Annotated in this window: 15 protein-coding genes and 4 tRNA genes; 7 read left to right on the plus strand and 12 right to left on the minus strand. The window is 62.1% G+C overall.

Going from position 1 to position 14848, the window contains the following annotated elements:
* Position 1: 1 nt before the first annotated feature.
* Genes uvrB through GEV37_RS12265 form a run of 3 tightly spaced genes read right to left on the minus strand, consistent with a single transcriptional unit; the run spans position 2 to position 2673 of the window.
* Positions 2–2026 carry an excinuclease ABC subunit UvrB gene (uvrB, locus tag GEV37_RS12255; RefSeq protein ID WP_227390549.1) on the minus strand — a complete coding sequence of 675 codons (2025 nt, stop codon included), beginning with the start codon at positions 2024–2026 and terminating at the stop codon, positions 2–4.
* 39 nt (positions 2027–2065) lie between these two features.
* On the minus strand, positions 2066–2476 hold the full coding sequence (locus tag GEV37_RS12260) for an OsmC family protein (RefSeq protein ID WP_227390786.1): 411 nt from the start codon (positions 2474–2476) through the stop codon (positions 2066–2068).
* Entirely contained in the window at positions 2476–2673 is a 198-nt protein-coding gene (locus GEV37_RS12265; protein ID WP_227390550.1) for a hypothetical protein, read from the minus strand. The genes GEV37_RS12260 and GEV37_RS12265 overlap by 1 nt, the downstream gene beginning before the upstream one ends.
* Before the next feature lie 180 nt (positions 2674–2853).
* Here GEV37_RS12265 and ygfZ point away from each other — a divergent pair, with 180 nt between their 5' ends.
* On the plus strand, positions 2854–3810 hold the full coding sequence (gene ygfZ / locus GEV37_RS12270) for a CAF17-like 4Fe-4S cluster assembly/insertion protein YgfZ (RefSeq protein WP_227390551.1): 957 nt from the start codon (positions 2854–2856) through the stop codon (positions 3808–3810).
* 63 nt (positions 3811–3873) lie between these two features.
* Here the strand turns inward: ygfZ and GEV37_RS12275 are convergent, their stop codons facing one another.
* The 7 genes from GEV37_RS12275 to GEV37_RS12305 all read right to left on the minus strand — a co-directional run bounded on the left by GEV37_RS12275 (position 3874) and on the right by GEV37_RS12305 (position 8161).
* Entirely contained in the window at positions 3874–5463 is a 1590-nt protein-coding gene (locus GEV37_RS12275) for a peptide chain release factor 3 (RefSeq protein WP_227390552.1), read from the minus strand.
* Positions 5464–5699: 236 nt separating this feature from the next.
* Positions 5700–5909 carry a putative motility protein gene (locus tag GEV37_RS12280; RefSeq protein ID WP_227390787.1) on the minus strand — a complete coding sequence of 70 codons (210 nt, stop codon included), beginning with the start codon at positions 5907–5909 and terminating at the stop codon, positions 5700–5702.
* 91 nt (positions 5910–6000) lie between these two features.
* Positions 6001–7245, minus strand: coding sequence for an NAD(P)/FAD-dependent oxidoreductase (locus GEV37_RS12285; protein WP_227390553.1), 1245 nt, complete (start codon positions 7243–7245; stop codon positions 6001–6003).
* A 417-nt stretch (positions 7246–7662) separates the two neighbouring features.
* Positions 7663–7737 (minus strand) — tRNA-His (locus GEV37_RS12290).
* 45 nt (positions 7738–7782) lie between these two features.
* Positions 7783–7857: transfer RNA gene (locus tag GEV37_RS12295), tRNA-His, on the minus strand.
* A 59-nt stretch (positions 7858–7916) separates the two neighbouring features.
* Positions 7917–7993, minus strand: a tRNA-Arg gene (locus GEV37_RS12300).
* 91 nt (positions 7994–8084) lie between these two features.
* Positions 8085–8161 (minus strand) — tRNA-Pro (locus tag GEV37_RS12305).
* A 203-nt stretch (positions 8162–8364) separates the two neighbouring features.
* On the opposite strand from GEV37_RS12305, the gene folD reads away from it, so the two are divergent.
* Both folD and mtnN read left to right on the plus strand, forming a co-directional pair.
* The gene (folD, locus tag GEV37_RS12310; protein WP_227390554.1) at positions 8365–9219 is read left to right on the plus strand and encodes a bifunctional methylenetetrahydrofolate dehydrogenase/methenyltetrahydrofolate cyclohydrolase FolD; all 855 of its coding nucleotides are present in this window, start codon (positions 8365–8367) and stop codon (positions 9217–9219) included.
* A 53-nt stretch (positions 9220–9272) separates the two neighbouring features.
* On the plus strand, positions 9273–9983 hold the full coding sequence (mtnN, locus tag GEV37_RS12315; RefSeq protein ID WP_227390555.1) for a 5'-methylthioadenosine/S-adenosylhomocysteine nucleosidase: 711 nt from the start codon (positions 9273–9275) through the stop codon (positions 9981–9983).
* Between the two features lie 96 nt (positions 9984–10079).
* Here mtnN and pyrC read toward each other — a convergent pair whose 3' ends face one another.
* Positions 10080–11117, minus strand: coding sequence for a dihydroorotase (gene pyrC, locus GEV37_RS12320; protein WP_227390556.1), 1038 nt, complete (start codon positions 11115–11117; stop codon positions 10080–10082).
* Between the two features lie 170 nt (positions 11118–11287).
* On the opposite strand from pyrC, the gene GEV37_RS12325 reads away from it, so the two are divergent.
* The 3 genes from GEV37_RS12325 to GEV37_RS12335 are packed head-to-tail and all read left to right on the plus strand — an operon-like array spanning position 11288 to position 13559.
* Entirely contained in the window at positions 11288–11701 is a 414-nt protein-coding gene (locus tag GEV37_RS12325; protein WP_227390557.1) for a hypothetical protein, read from the plus strand.
* The gene (locus GEV37_RS12330; RefSeq protein ID WP_227390558.1) at positions 11698–12984 is read left to right on the plus strand and encodes an ATP-binding protein; all 1287 of its coding nucleotides are present in this window, start codon (positions 11698–11700) and stop codon (positions 12982–12984) included. The genes GEV37_RS12325 and GEV37_RS12330 overlap by 4 nt, the downstream gene beginning before the upstream one ends.
* Before the next feature lie 35 nt (positions 12985–13019).
* On the plus strand, positions 13020–13559 hold the full coding sequence (locus GEV37_RS12335; protein ID WP_227390559.1) for a response regulator transcription factor: 540 nt from the start codon (positions 13020–13022) through the stop codon (positions 13557–13559).
* A gap of 4 nt (positions 13560–13563) precedes the next feature.
* Here the strand turns inward: GEV37_RS12335 and GEV37_RS12340 are convergent, their stop codons facing one another.
* The gene (locus tag GEV37_RS12340) at positions 13564–14337 is read right to left on the minus strand and encodes a 3-hydroxybutyrate dehydrogenase (protein WP_227390560.1); all 774 of its coding nucleotides are present in this window, start codon (positions 14335–14337) and stop codon (positions 13564–13566) included.
* 168 nt (positions 14338–14505) lie between these two features.
* Between GEV37_RS12340 and GEV37_RS12345 the strand changes: the two genes are divergently transcribed.
* Positions 14506–14766, plus strand: coding sequence for a GrxA family glutaredoxin (locus GEV37_RS12345; RefSeq protein ID WP_227390561.1), 261 nt, complete (start codon positions 14506–14508; stop codon positions 14764–14766).
* Positions 14767–14848 lie beyond the last annotated feature (82 nt).

Here is a 14848-nt window from a genome sequence, read left to right on the forward strand (position 1 = left end):
TCTACCCCAGCACCAGCTGCTTCTCTTTCATCTGGTTGAGCTGATCACGCAGGCGCGCCGCTTCCTCGAACTCCAGATTTTGGGCCGCCTCGAACATGGCATCCTCGAGTTTGCCGATCGCCCGCGCCAGCTCTTCTTGCCCCATGTTGGCGATATCGTATTCCGTCTCGGCGCGCTTCTTGCGATCGTTGCCGCGCCGGCCGTTGGTCTTCTTGGCGCCGGGTGCCTGGGCGGCCTCGAGGATGTCCGCCACCGAGCGCGTTACCGTGGTCGGCGTGATGCCGTGCTCTTCGTTGTGCGCCATCTGCTTGGCGCGACGTCGCTCGGTCTCGTCGATCGCCCGGCGCATGGAGTCCGTCACCCGATCGCCGTACAGGATCGCCTTGCCGTGGGCGTTACGTGCGGCACGGCCGATGGTCTGGATCAACGAGCGCTCGGCGCGAAGGAACCCTTCCTTGTCCGCATCGAGAATCGCCACCAGCGAGACTTCGGGAATATCGAGGCCCTCACGCAGCAGGTTGATCCCCACCAGCACGTCGAACTTGCCCAGACGCAGATCACGAATGATCTCGACGCGCTCGACAGTATCAATATCCGAGTGCAGGTAGCGCACGCGCACGTCGTGGTCGTCCAGGTACTCGGTGAGATCCTCCGCCATGCGCTTGGTCAGCGTGGTGACTAGCACCCGTTCGCCGACGGCGGTACGCTTATTGACCTCCGATAGCAGGTCGTCGACTTGAGTACTTGCCGGGCGCACCTCGATTTCCGGGTCGAGCAAGCCCGTGGGGCGCACCACCTGCTCCACCACTTGCCCCGCATGCTCGGCCTCGTAGTTGCCCGGCGTCGCAGATACGAAAATGGTCTGGGGAGAGATCGATTCCCACTCCTCAAACTTCATGGGGCGGTTATCAAGCGCCGAGGGCAGGCGGAAGCCGTACTCCACCAGCGTCTCCTTGCGCGAGCGGTCGCCCTTGTACATGCCGCCCACCTGCGGAACGCTGACGTGGGACTCGTCGATGAACAACAGCGCATCGTCCGGTAGGTAGTCGAAGAAAGTGGGCGGCGCCTGACCGGGATCGCGCCCGGAGAGATAGCGCGAGTAGTTCTCGATGCCGTTGCAGTAACCGAGTTCCAGCATCATCTCAATGTCATAGAGCGTGCGCTGCTCGAGGCGCTGGGCCTCTACCAGCCGCTCGTGCTTTCGAAGCCACTCCAGGCGCTCCTTGAGCTCGCCCTTGATCGACTCGATCGCTTCCAGAATCGTCTCCCGCGGCGTGACATAGTGGGATTTCGGGTAGATGGTCATGCGCGGCACCTCGCCACGCACGTCGCCGGTGAGCGGATCGAACAGGCGAATGGAGTCGATCTCGTCGTCGAACAGCTCCACCCGCACCGCCTCCTCGTCGGAGTCCGCCGGGAAGATGTCGATCACATCGCCACGCACACGATAGGTACCCCGGCGAAAATCCATGTCGTTACGGGTGTACTGAAGCTCCGCCAGCCGGCGCAGGAACTTGCGCTGGTCGATCAGCTCGCCGCGGGTGAAGTGCAGGCGCATCTTCAGGTACTGATCCGGGTCGCCCAGACCGTAGATCGCTGACACCGATACCACGATCAGCGCGTCGCGACGTTCCAGCAGCGCCTTGGTGGCTGACAAGCGCATCTGCTCGATGTGGTCGTTGATCGAGGCGTCCTTCTCGATGAAGGTGTCCGAGGAGGGTACGTAGGCCTCGGGCTGGTAGTAGTCGTAGTAGGAGACGAAGTACTCGACGGCGTTATCGGGAAAGAACGCCTTGAACTCGCCGTAGAGCTGGGCGGCGAGCGTTTTGTTGGGGGCCATCACGATGGTCGGTCGCTGCAGCTTCTGCACGATATTGGCCATAGTGAAGGTCTTGCCCGAGCCGGTCACGCCCAGTAGCGTCTGGTGGGCGAGCCCCGACTCGAGCCCGTCGACCAGGCCCTTGATGGCGGTCGGCTGGTCACCAGCGGGCTGAAACTTGGACGTTAGCCGAAACTCTTTGCTCATCGTGACTCCTGGTCGGGTAAATCGGTGGTCTTGCAGTGTCTAGGTACTCAGATGAGTCTCGATGGTGACATCGGCCTGAGTGATCAACCGCTGGATGGGACAGCGTTCGCTGATCTCGAGCAGGCGCTGGCGCATGGCATCGTCGAGCTCCCCCTCGAATTCGAGCTGCACATCGAGGCGGTAGACACCCTCACGCTCCTGACTATCGTCTCGGGCGACGATCACTCGAAGGCCTTCAAGCGGCCACCCCTTTCGCTTGGCGTACATTTGCACGGTGATCGCCTTGCAACTGCCCAGCGCCATATCGAAATAGTCGTGGGGGTCCGGGTCCTGCCCGTCGCCACCGAGCACGGCAGGCGCATCGCTGTACAGCGCCTCTACGTCGGCCACCTCGATACGCTGGCGAAACGCCCGGTTGCGCTGGCTTTCGACGACGATAGGCGTGCGCATCATGAGACCTCGATACCCAGCTTTAGATCCTTCACCGCCTTGACCAGCGCCTGATGGCTAGCGCGCCCTTCCACTTCGGCCCCGTGTCGGCCCACTTCAGCGCTTTCGACGCCGTCGAGCATCATCAGCGCGGTAGTGATCCGGTTGACCTGATCGGCGTTTTCCACGCCCTTGAACGCGAGGGATTGATAAGCCATGACACATCCTTCTTCCAACGAAGCCATGCTCGGGACGAAGGCCCCGAACCTGTGCAAAAGTGATACAGAAAATCCAGTCTAGCACGGCGCCGATACCTTGCAATCACGGCCCGACACCCGCACCTTCTTACATCAGTGTTACGCTAGGCGAACGCCTTTCTACCGAATAGTGGAGCTTTCATGGCAACCGACGTTACCCCCCTGCCGAGCGGCGAAACCCGTCTCGATCTTCTGAGCGCGCTGGACATAAAGGGTACGGGCGCCGACAAGTTCCTGCAGGGTCAGACCAGCGCCCAGGTCAATCTGGCCGATGGACGCTTCGCACCGCTGACCTGCTTCTGCACGCCCAAGGGGCGCATCATCGCCAACGGTCAGCTGATCAAAGTGGCCGACGACCATTACCGGCTGCTGTTGAGCGCCACGCTCGTCGAAGGCCTCGCCGCGCACCTCGGCAAGTTCGCCGCCTTCTACCGCGTCGAGCTGGACGTAATGGAGGGTGCGGTGATCGGCGCCAGCCCTACTGCTGCCAAAGCGCGCGCCGAGGCACTCGGGCTCGCGCTGCCCCCCAACCCTTACCTGCACGCAAGCGATGCCAACGGCAATGTCGTACTCCGCCTGCCGGGCGACGAGCGCTACCTGTTCTGTGAACGCGAGGCCGACGCAACGAGCGATCCCGCACTCGACAACGCATGGCAACTGGCGGACATTCGTGCCGGTCTCGTCTGGCTCACCGACGCGCAGCAGGATCACTTCCTGCCCCAGATGATCAACTGGGAGGCGCTGGGCGGCATCAGCTTCAAGAAAGGCTGCTACACCGGCCAGGAAGTGGTGGCCAGAGCCCACTTTCGCGGTCAGGTGAAAAAACGCCTGGCGCGGGCAGTGATGACAAGCGATGACCTGCCGGACATCGGTGAGACCTTGACCGACGATCAAGGCAAGAACCTGGGTGAGGTGGTCAGCAGCGCCTTCGCCGCCGAGGGGCAAGTGGAGCTTCTCGCCGTAATGGCCACCAAGGTGCTCGAGACGCCCCAGCCGCTACATCTCGGCGAGCGGCTGGTGACCCTCGAATCGCTCCCCTACCCGATCGAACGCCTCGACCCGGAGAAGCTCGCCCTCGAGCTGCGTGACGTCTCGTAGCGCCACTGGTACCCGAGTGGCCGCCCTGCCCATGCGGGGCCGGCCACCCGGCACTTGGTGGGCTCAGTGTTCCCGGGTGGGCTGGAAGCGAACGTCCGGCCAGCGCTCCTGGGTCATCTGAAGGTTGACCCGAGTAGGCGCGATGTAGGTCAGGTAGCCGCCGCCGTCGATGGCGAGGTTGCCGCTCGCCTTGCGCTTGAACTCCTCGAGCATCTTGGCGTCGTCGCAGTAGACCCAGCGCGCGGTCTGCACGTTCACCCCTTCGTAAATGCAGTCAACCTTGTACTCCTCCTTCAGCCGGTGAGCGACCACGTCGAACTGCAGCGTGCCTACCGCGCCAAGGATCAGGTCGTTATTGTCCATCGGCATGAACACTTGGGTGGCCCCCTCTTCCGAGAGCTGCTGCAAGCCTTTCTGCAGCGCCTTCATCTTGAGAGGATCCTTCAGGCGCACGCGCTTGAACAGTTCTGGAGCAAAGTGCGGGATGCCGGTGAAGCGCATGTCTTCGCCCACGGTAAAGGTATCGCCGATCTGCACCGTGCCGTGGTTATGCAGCCCGATGATGTCGCCGGGCCAGGCTTCCTCGACCTGTGAGCGGTCCGAGGCCATGAAGGTCAGGGCGTCGGCGATCTTGACGTCCTTCTTGATACGCACATGGCGCATCTTCATGTTCTTCTCGTACTTGCCGGAACAGACTCGCAAAAAGGCGATGCGGTCACGGTGGTTCGGGTCCATGTTGGCCTGGATCTTGAATACGAAGCCGGTGAAGCGCTCGTCACTCGCGGTGACTTCGCGGGTATCGGTTTCGCGCGGCTGGGGCGCCGGGGCGTGTTCGACGAAGCCGTCGAGCATCTCGCGCACGCCGAAGTTGCCCATGGCGGTACCGAAGTAGACCGGCGTCAGCTCGCCGCGGCGGTAGGCGTCCAGATCGAAGGCGTGGGAGGCGCCGCGCACCAGCTCGATCTCCATGCGCAGCTCCTCGGCCTCGTCCTCACCGAGCAGCGCATCCACCTCGGGGCTATCTAATCCCTTGATGCGCTTGTCGTCGGGAATCCGACTGCCCTGACCCTGGGTATAGAGATGGATCTCGTCGTTGTAAAGGTGGTACACCCCCTTGAAATGACGCCCCATGCCGATCGGCCAGGTCATCGGTGCGCACTGGATATTGAGCACTGTCTCGACCTCGTCCATCACTTCGATGGGGTCGCGGATGTCACGGTCCATCTTGTTGACGAAGGTCAGAATCGGCGTGGTACGCAGCCGGCACACCTCCATCAGCTTGATGGTACGATCCTCGACGCCTTTCGCGCCGTCGATCACCATCAAGGCAGAGTCCACGGCGGTCAGCGTGCGGTAGGTGTCTTCCGAGAAGTCCTCGTGGCCAGGGGTATCGAGCAGGTTGACGATGCGTCCGCCGTAGGGGAACTGCATCACCGAGGTAGTCACCGAAATACCGCGCTCCTGCTCCATCTTCATCCAGTCGGAGGTAGCGTGGCGGTCGTTGCGTTTGCTCTTGACCGAGCCCGCCATCTGGATGGCGTTGCCGAACAGCAGCATCTTCTCGGTGATGGTGGTCTTGCCCGCATCCGGGTGCGAAATGATGGCGAAGGTCCTTCGAAGCCCCGCCTCCTGGGCCAATTGCGTCTCTTTCATCTTGCCTCAATCGAGATGTGTACCCAGCCGTGCAACGTCGCACAGGCGGCGCCGGCCAAGCAGTCGGAAAATGGTTCGAAAAAATAGCTCGAAAAGATAGTTCGAAATACGTCGTTCGAAAGTGGGCGGGATTGTAACGCTCCATCAGCAAGCGTGCCACGCTCGTACCGTCACGAGCACGAAGCGGGCATAAAAAGAGCCGCCCATGGCGGCTCCTCGATCACTGACGCAAAGGCTCAGGCGTAGGTATTGATCTGCGTACCCAGCGTACCTTCATGGGCCAGATCCGGCTGGGCCTGGAGATCGGCACCGGCCAGCACTTCAGTCACCTGCTGGGCCTGTATATCCAGCGCCTGACGAAAGAGCTGCATCTGCGCCTGTTCGGCAGTCTGCGCCTGATTCATGTAGAGGGCCTGGCTGACCGCATTGCTCGCCGTGACATCCATCATCCCACCTCGCGAAGTGAAATCCTTGATCATTTGAAAGGGTATGCAGCAAAGGTTAGCAAAGCATCCGTGCCGGCACCAGCGCCCGAGTCTAGAAACGGTCCGCGCGGAATGGTGCCATGTCGATGGCGGTGGGCTCCTCGAACATCATGCTCGCCAGCAGCTCACCGGTGGCCGGGCCGAGGGTAAAACCCTGATGGCCGTGACCGAAGGCGAACCATAGCCCCTTGTGGCGCGGCGCCGGCCCAATGATCGGCTTCATGTCGGGCAAACAAGGGCGAGCCCCCTTCCACGCTGTCTGCTCACGACGCTCGCCGAGCGGAAACATATCGCGCGCGACCTTCTCTGCCGCCTCGAGCTGCTCTTCGTCGGCAGGTGATTCCAGCCGGTCGAGCTCGGCGCCGGTGGTCAAGCGTACGCCCGCGTTCATCGGCGCCAGCAGGTAGCCGACTTCCGCATCCATCAGCCAGTAATGAAGCTTTGCGCCAGGTTGCGTGGCGTAGTGCATGTGATAGCCGCGCTTGACGAAGGTAGGCAGCGAATAGCCGAGCTCCTGTGCCCACTGCCCGGACCAGGGGCCCAGCGCCATGACAACGTCGTCCGGGGTAAAGGTCTCTTGGTCTGTTTGCACTTCGAACCCTTCGCCCCGGGGCGCGATGCGCTGGATATCCGCCTGGCAGATACGCCCGCCCATCTGCGTGAAGGCATCGGCGTAGGCGGCGACCAGCGCGCCGGGGTCGGCGACGGTCCAGGGGTCGAGCCAGTGGATCGCACCGATGATGTCAGCACCGATATCGGGCTCCTTCGCTTCGAGCGCGGCCCGGTCGAGCACCTCGAAGTGCACATCGTAGAGCGCAAGCGCCTCCTGGGCTTGCGTGATCCGCTTGTCGAGCCGCTCCTGGGTACGGTAGATCTCGAGCCAGCCTTCGCGGCGCACCAGGTGATCGGCACCGGACGCCTCGATCATCGGGCCATGGGCCTCCAGGCAGAGCTTGATCAGGGAGGCGTACTCCGGAACGATCTTCTTGTAGAGCCGGGACGAGGAGTTGTGCCAGTAGCTGAGAAGTGGTGAAAAGGCGTTGAGCATGCCGCCGGGACGATAGCGAATGTCCACCCGCTTGTTGGGCAGCACGCTCAGAATGGTCTTCATGTCGCGCGGGAAGGCGTAGGGACGAACGGCCTCGCGCTGGATGATGCCGGCATTGCCGTAGGAGGTTTCACGCCCTGGCTGGCGCCGGTCGACCAGCGTGACCTGGCAACCCCGCTTCTGCAGGTGCCAAGCGATGCTCACCCCAACCATGCCCGCCCCCAGCACCACTACGTTACGCTGCGCCATGCCGATTCTCCCCCTCGTGATGTGTTGATATAACCCTTTGAAAGAGAGTGAAAAATATCACCAACCCGCACGCATTTGCACAGCAGTTTCCACTATATTGAGGCCGTCGAACGGTTATTTTTTCTCGATTTCGAGATCCATCAGTCGATTTTACCGCCAAAAAGGGAGGCACAGTAAATTCGCCTATACATCAGCGTCGAGAATCCTTCATCATTGAAGCACTAAGTAACAGACCTAGAATAGCTACATGAAAAGCAGAAAGCAGAAAGCAGAAAGCAGAAAGCAGAAAGCAGAAAGCAGAAAGCAGAAAGCAGAAAGCAGAAAGCAGAAAGCAGAAAGCAGAAAGCAGAAAGCAGAAAGAGTATTGGAACGAGAAAGAAAAGAAGGGATTTTACGAGGAGAAAAGAGAGAAGGTCATGGGGTGGATGATGGGGATCGAACCCACGACCACCGGAGCCACAATCCGGGGCTCTACCACTGAGCTACATCCACCACGACCGGCACTACCTGAGTGAAGCATCCTGTTGTGTTCATCGATGGGGTGGATGATGGGGATCGAACCCACGACCACCGGAGCCACAATCCGGGGCTCTACCACTGAGCTACATCCACCAACGATGACAACCAAGGTACCACACCTGCCACTTGCGTTCATCAGCGGCCACGATGAGTGGCACGCCCAGCAGGACTTGAACCCGCAACCTACGGCTTAGAAGGCCGTTGCTCTATCCGGTTGAGCTATGGGCGCACATGAAGCATTCCTGCCGCCGAACACCGATGAGCACTTGACCACAGCTGACGTCGGGAAAAGCTGACCGTCGCCCTTCGCGAAAGGCAGATGGTCGGGATGGAGGGATTCGAACCCCCGACATCCTGCTCCCAAAGCAGGCGCGCTACCAGACTGCGCTACATCCCGATTACTCGCCTTGGACGCTACCGCCTGGCCCGTCTCAAGCGAGGCACATACTACTGATTTTAATTTTAAAGTCAACACTTAAAGCCCGTGCGGGCATCGTGGCTTTGCCTGTCAGGCCCAACATGCGAAAATTGCACATCGGTCAGTGCCGCAGCCGCGCAGCGCCGGATCGATTCGCTTCCAAACTCCATAGGACTCACTACATGAACGCCCGACTCATCGATGGCAAGACCATCGCCGCTAACGTCCGTCACCGCGTTGCCGAGAAGACCGCCGCCCGTCAGCAGGCCGGCATCCGCGCTCCCGGACTAGCCGTTGTGGTGGTGGGCGACGACCCCGCGTCTCATGTGTATGTCAACAACAAGCACCGCGCCTGCGATCAGGCAGGCATCCTGTCGTTCCAGCACCAGCTCCCTCACGACACCTCCCAGCACGAACTCGAAGCCCTGGTGGATCGCCTGAACGAAGACGCCCAGGTCGACGGCATCCTGGTTCAACTGCCGCTGCCCGAACACCTGGATGCCGGCCCCATTCTCGAACGCATCGTTCCCGGCAAGGATGTCGATGGCTTTCATCCCTACAATCTCGGTCGTCTTGCCCAGCGCCTGCCGGCCCTGCGCCCCTGTACGCCCAAGGGCATCATGACGCTGCTCGACGAGAGCGGCCTCGAGGTACGCGGGCTCGACGCCACGGTAGTGGGAGCCTCCAACATCGTGGGGCGCCCCATGGCGCTGGAACTGATGCTGGCCGGCTGCACCACCACGGTCTGCCACCGCTTTACCCGCAACCTGGAAGAGCACGTGCGTCGCGCCGACCTGGTGGTGGTCGCCGTCGGCAAGCCCGGGCTCGTCAAGGGAGAATGGATCAAGCCCGGGGCGATCGTGATCGACGTGGGCATTAACCGCTGCGAAGACGGCACCCTGGTCGGCGACGTGGATTTCGACGCCGCCGCGGAACGGGCGAGCTTCATTACCCCGGTGCCCGGCGGCGTCGGCCCGATGACCGTGGCCACGCTGCTCGAAAACACTCTGGAAGCCGCCGAAGCCCACGACGCTTGAGCAACCCGGTCCACGCCCACCTCATTTCAACGCTTTTCAAGGAGTAATGCCGAGTGCAACGCATCGGAATCATCGGCGCGATGGCCCAGGAAGTTGCCATTCTCGCAGGCCAGCTGGAAAACGCTCAACGTATCGAACATGCCGGCTTCATCTTTCATGTCGGCACCCGCCACGGGCTCGAGGTGATTGTGCTGCAGTCGGGCATCGGCAAGGTCAACGCCGCCGTGGGCACCGCCCTCCTGCTCGAGCGCCATCACCCGGAGGCGGTGATCAATACCGGTTCGGCAGGCGGGTTCGCCGAGGACCTCGACATCGGTGATATCGTGATCTCCAGCGAAGTGCGCCACCACGACGTCGACGCAGTGGTGTTCGGCTACGAACCCGGCCAGGTGCCCGGCATGCCGGCAGCCTACGTTGGCGATGCTGGCCTGCGTGATGTCGCCAAGCGCGCGATCGCCACGCTCGGCGAGGTGAAAGTGCGCGAAGGCCTCATCGCCACGGGCGATGCCTTCATGGCGGACCCCGAACGGGTCGCGGCCACTCGGGCGCAGTTCCCTGCCATGCTCGCCGTGGATATGGAAGCGGCGGCCATCGCGCAGACCTGCCACCTCTACGGCTGCCCCTTCGTGGTCACCCGAGCGCTTTCCGACATTCCCGGCGCCGGCGACAACCACCTCTCCTTCGAGCAGTTTCTCGAGATCGCGGCCGAGCACTCTTCGCGCATGGTCGATCAGATGCTGATCGAGCTCGGCGCTCGCGCCTGAAACGCATCGAGCGCGGCCGAAGCCGCGCTCGATACTCAAGCATTTACTTCCCAAGGGCGCTCGCTGCGCGAACGCCTCTTGCTTCCTTTCCCGCTTCTAGCGCTTCATTGTCCACGCCAGGCACTCGCCGGCCATCAGCGGCACGATGGAAAGCCCGTTGCCGTAGCCATACTGCGCCGGCAGCGTCTGCTCGCGTCGCTCCAGGGTGATGGTGTCGGCGTTGGGCTCGAGGCCGTAGAAGCGCGGGCCGTTCAGGCTGGCGAAGGCTTCGAGCTTGTCGAGCGCCCCCATCTGCTCGAAGGCAGTAGCGTAGAGTTCGATCGCTACCGGCGCGGTGTAGGCACCGGCACAGCCGCAGCTCGACTCCTTGTCGCCCTTTTCGTGCGGCGCGCTGTCGGTGCCCAGAAAGAACTTGGGGCTGCCGCTGGTTGCGGCCTTCAACAGCGCCTGGCGATGCTGCTCGCGTTTGAGGATCGGCAGGCAGTAGTAGTGCGGGCGAATACCGCCAGCCAGCATCTTGTTGCGATTGAACAGCAGGTGGTGCGCAGTGATAGTCGCGGCGAGGTTGTCGGGCCCTGCGGCGACGAACTCCGCTGCCTGCTGAGTGGTGATGTGCTCGCACACCACCTTGAGCGACGGATGGCGCGCCAGTAGTGGCTTGAGGACACGCTCGATGAACGCCGCCTCGCGATCGAAGATGTCGATCTCGCCGTCAGTCACCTCGCCGTGAATGAGCAGCGGCATACCGAGCTTGGCCATCATCGCGATGGCCGCATCGCAATGCGCGATGTCGGTCACACCGGAGGCCGAATTGGTGGTCGCGCCGGCCGGGTAGAGCTTGACCGCCTTGACCATGCCACTGGCCACCGCCTTCTCGATCTCTTCTGCGGTCGTGGTATCGGTGAGGTAGAGCGTCATCAAGGGTTCGAAGCGGTGAGCCGGGTCGGCCGCCTCGAGAATGCGTTCGCGGTAGGCGAGTGCCTGCTCGGTGGTGGTCACCGGCGGCTTGAGGTTGGGCATGATGATCGCACGGCCCATCTGGGCGGCGGTGTGGTTCACCACGGCCCCGAGCACGTCGTCGTCGCGCAGGTGAAGATGCCAGTCGTCGGGGCGGGTCAAGGTAATGGAGTCCACGGTCGATCCTGTGTCAGCGGGAATGAAAGCGCTCGTAAGCAACGGCGGCTAGTATACCTAAACGCTGCACGGGAGGAATCGAGCCACTAAATCCCGCCCCCGTCGTCCACAGCGCTTTCCAAGTGTCGTATCATGGCGCCCTGTCACCCGTTGAAGGATTTCCGTCGCCCATGCAAAACGTCAGGCGCTACGCAGACATTCTCACCAGCATCGAAGGATTGATGTGGCTGGCGCTGGCCTGGTCGATCAGCGTCTCGATGCACAAGGGCAGCACCGAACCCACCCTGGCCGTGCTGTTCGTGGTCGGCGCCGTCCTGCTGTTCAGCTGGGCGCACAAGCCCTTGCGCTATCTGCTGCGCCGCTATCACGTGCGCAAGCGGCGCACCGACATGTGGATCCATACCCTGGCGCTGCCACTGCTGCTCGCCATGGCGGCGCACATCCTGCTCGAGGCGCTGCTGGGCCGGTGGCTGCCGCCCAAGATACTGGTCTTCAATTTGCTGGCTACCGCCGGCTGGCTCACTTTCGTGATGACGCTGTTCATCAAGTTCGTCATTCACAGCGTCAAGACCTCCGCCCGATGAGCCCCGCCCAGCCCGAGCTGCCCCTGCCGCTCTCCACGCCTAATCGCAATCTGGTACGCCTGACCATCGTGCGTGGCATCACCTGGACCGGCTTTCTGCTGGCCATCATCGTCGGCGTGGAAATCCTCGCCTTCGAGCTCGAGGTCACGGCGGTGGTGAGCGTGGTCATCGCCATGGGCGCGCTCAACATCCTCACCTGGTGGCGACTGGGGCGCCCGCGAGCGGTCAGCCACCTCGAATACCTGCTGCACCTGCTGGCCGACATCACGGGTCTGACCCTGTTATTCTACTTCACCGGCGGCTCGACCAACCCGTTCATCACCTACTACCTGGTGCCGGTGACTATCGCCGCCGCCACCCTGCCCTGGCGCCACGCCTGGATCATCGCCGCCTGCGCGATGGGCGGCTACAGCTTCCTGATGTTCGACTACCACCCCATCGCCCAGTTGAGTCATATCGACAGCGACAGCCTGTTGAACCTGCACGTGCTGGGCATGTGGCTGAACTTCGGCCTGTCGGCGGGGCTGGTGACGTTCTTCATCTACAAGATGGCCCACGCCCTGCGCAGTCGCGACAAGGCGCTGTCGCGTACCCGCGAGGCGGCGCTTCGCAACGAGCAAGTGCTGGCCGTAGCGACCCAGGCGGCGGGCACCGCCCACGAGCTCGGTACGCCACTATCGACCATGGCCGTACTGCTCAAGGAGATGCAGGCCGAAGCACCGGAGGACTCGACACTGCAGGACGACATTGCACTGCTGCGCCAGCAGGTGGATGTCTGCAAGTCGCGCCTGCAGCACCTGGTCACCAACGCCGACCGTCGACGAATGGCCGAGCCCGAGGTGCAGGATGGTGAGCAGTGGCTGGCAAGCGTCATCCAGCGCTGGCTGGTGATTCGCCCGGACGTGACCCACTCGCTCGACGTCGCAAGCCGGCGCGGGCGACCGTGGCTGCTGGTGGACGCGACCCTCGACCAGGCCCTGACCAATCTTCTCAACAACGCCGCCGATGCCCACCCGGAGCAGGTCGCCATTCGCCTGGACTGGCAGGAGGAGAGCGTGATCATCGACATTCGCGACCACGGCCCCGGCATCGCCCTGTCGATCGCCGACCAGCTCGGCGACACCTTCGTTTCCACCAAGAGCAAGGGCATGGGAATCGGACTATTCTTGACCCATGCCACGATCAATCGATTCGGTGGCGGGGTGAGCCTCTACAATCATCCCGAGGGCGGAACGCTGACCGAAGTGACGCTGCCGAGAAGCGCCGCGCCAGAAAGACAGTGACCCCTGACCGAACGATCCGTTACAGCGAGAACAGCATGCAGACTCAAGACCAGCGCCTATTGATCGTCGACGATGACGATGTTTTCTGCCACGTATTGAGCCGCGCCTTGACCCGGCGAGGCTTCGACGTGCAGGTCGCCCACGATGCCGAACAGGCCCTGCAACTGGCGGCCACCTTCGCACCTACCATGGCCACCCTCGATCTCAAGCTCGAGCAGAGCTCGGGGCTCAAGCTGTTGCCGGATCTGCTCAAGATCGTGCCCAACTGCCGGGTAGTGGTCTTGACCGGTTACTCGAGCATCGCCACGGCGGTCGAGGCAATCAAGCTGGGCGCGGTGCACTACCTGTGCAAGCCGGTGGACGCCGACGACGTGATTGCTGCTTTCGACCACGATGGTGGTGACCCCGATATCGAGCTCGCGGACAACCCGCCGTCGATCAACCGCATTACCTGGGAGCACATCCAGAAAGTGCTGCAGGAGCACGACGGCAATATCTCGGCGACCGCCCGGGCGCTGGGCATGCATCGCCGCACCCTGCAACGCAAGCTGCAAAAACGCCCGGTGCGCCGCTAGCGCCTCAGTGCGCTGTCCAGCCCAGATCCATATTGAAGCTCGAACCAGTCACCGAAGCTGCCGCGTCGGAAGCCAGGTAGCCCACGAGTTCGGCCACTTCGGCGGGCTCGATCAGCCGCTTGATCGCCGCATCCTTGAGCATGATCTTCTCGATCACTTCCTGCTCGTCCATGTTATGCAGCTTCGCCTGATCGGCAATCTGATTATCCACCAGCGGGGTCTTCACATAGGCCGGACAGATCGCGTTGGCGGTGATGCCCTGCTCGCCACCTTCGAGCGCGGCGGTCTTGGTCAGCCCGATCAGGCCGTGCTTGGCGGTGACGTAGGCCGCCTTGCCGGGCGAAGCCACCTGAGCGTGAATGGAGGCGATGTTGACGATACGACCCCAGCCGTTTTCACGCATCGACGGCCACGCCGCCTGAGTGAGCAGAAACGGGGCGGTCAGCATCAGATCCATGATCGAGCGCCACTTGGCTTCAGGGAAGGATTCGATGGCACTGACGTGCTGGATACCGGCGTTGTTGACCAGGATATCGACCCGGCCGAAGCGCCGGATCGCATCATTCACGGCTGCCTTGCAGGCCTCCCCGTCGGTCAGGTCGGCCTTGAAGAACGCAGCGCCCCGCTCGCTCGCTACCTCTTGTGCCGCCTCGTTGAAATCCACCGCCAGCACCTGAATACTGCGGCTGCAGAAATGCTCGACCACGCTCGCGCCTATGCCGCTACCGGCCCCGGTGACCAGCGCTACCTTCGGGGTGGTATCCGTCTTCGTTGCCATCATCGACCTCTTGGGAAGAGAAAAGCGGTTCACGACTTCATCGCACATGCCCAGTATAGAACGCCTGCGCCTGGGCAGGTCTTCGTCCGGGATCATTGTTCAACGCTGGCTGTCTGAGCGACAATGCATGATCACGCGTCCTTCACGTCAGCCTTTCAAGGAGTCATCATGTTTGTCGTCATCTACGGTCGTTTGAGCTGCCCCTTCTGCGTACGCGCCAAGATGCTGGCCGAACAGCTCGAAAACGCGCACAAGATCAAAGGCTATCGCTACGTGGACATGCCCTCGGAAGGCGTGACCAAGGAGGACATCGCCAAGACCGCCGGCAAGCCGATACATACCGTGCCCCAGGTATTCATCGATCAGTCGCACATCGGCGGCTTTACCGAGTTCGATCACTACGTGCGCCAGCACGGCTTGCTCGCCTAGCATCTGCGTTTAATCCACCATTGAACCCCGGTGTCGCCTTGCTGCCTATACTGACAGGGTATTTTCCCAACAAGACCGCTTC

Origin of the sequence: Vreelandella malpeensis, from assembly GCF_020622355.1 — a bacterium.
GTDB classification, from domain to species: Bacteria; Pseudomonadota; Gammaproteobacteria; order Pseudomonadales; family Halomonadaceae; genus Vreelandella; species Vreelandella malpeensis.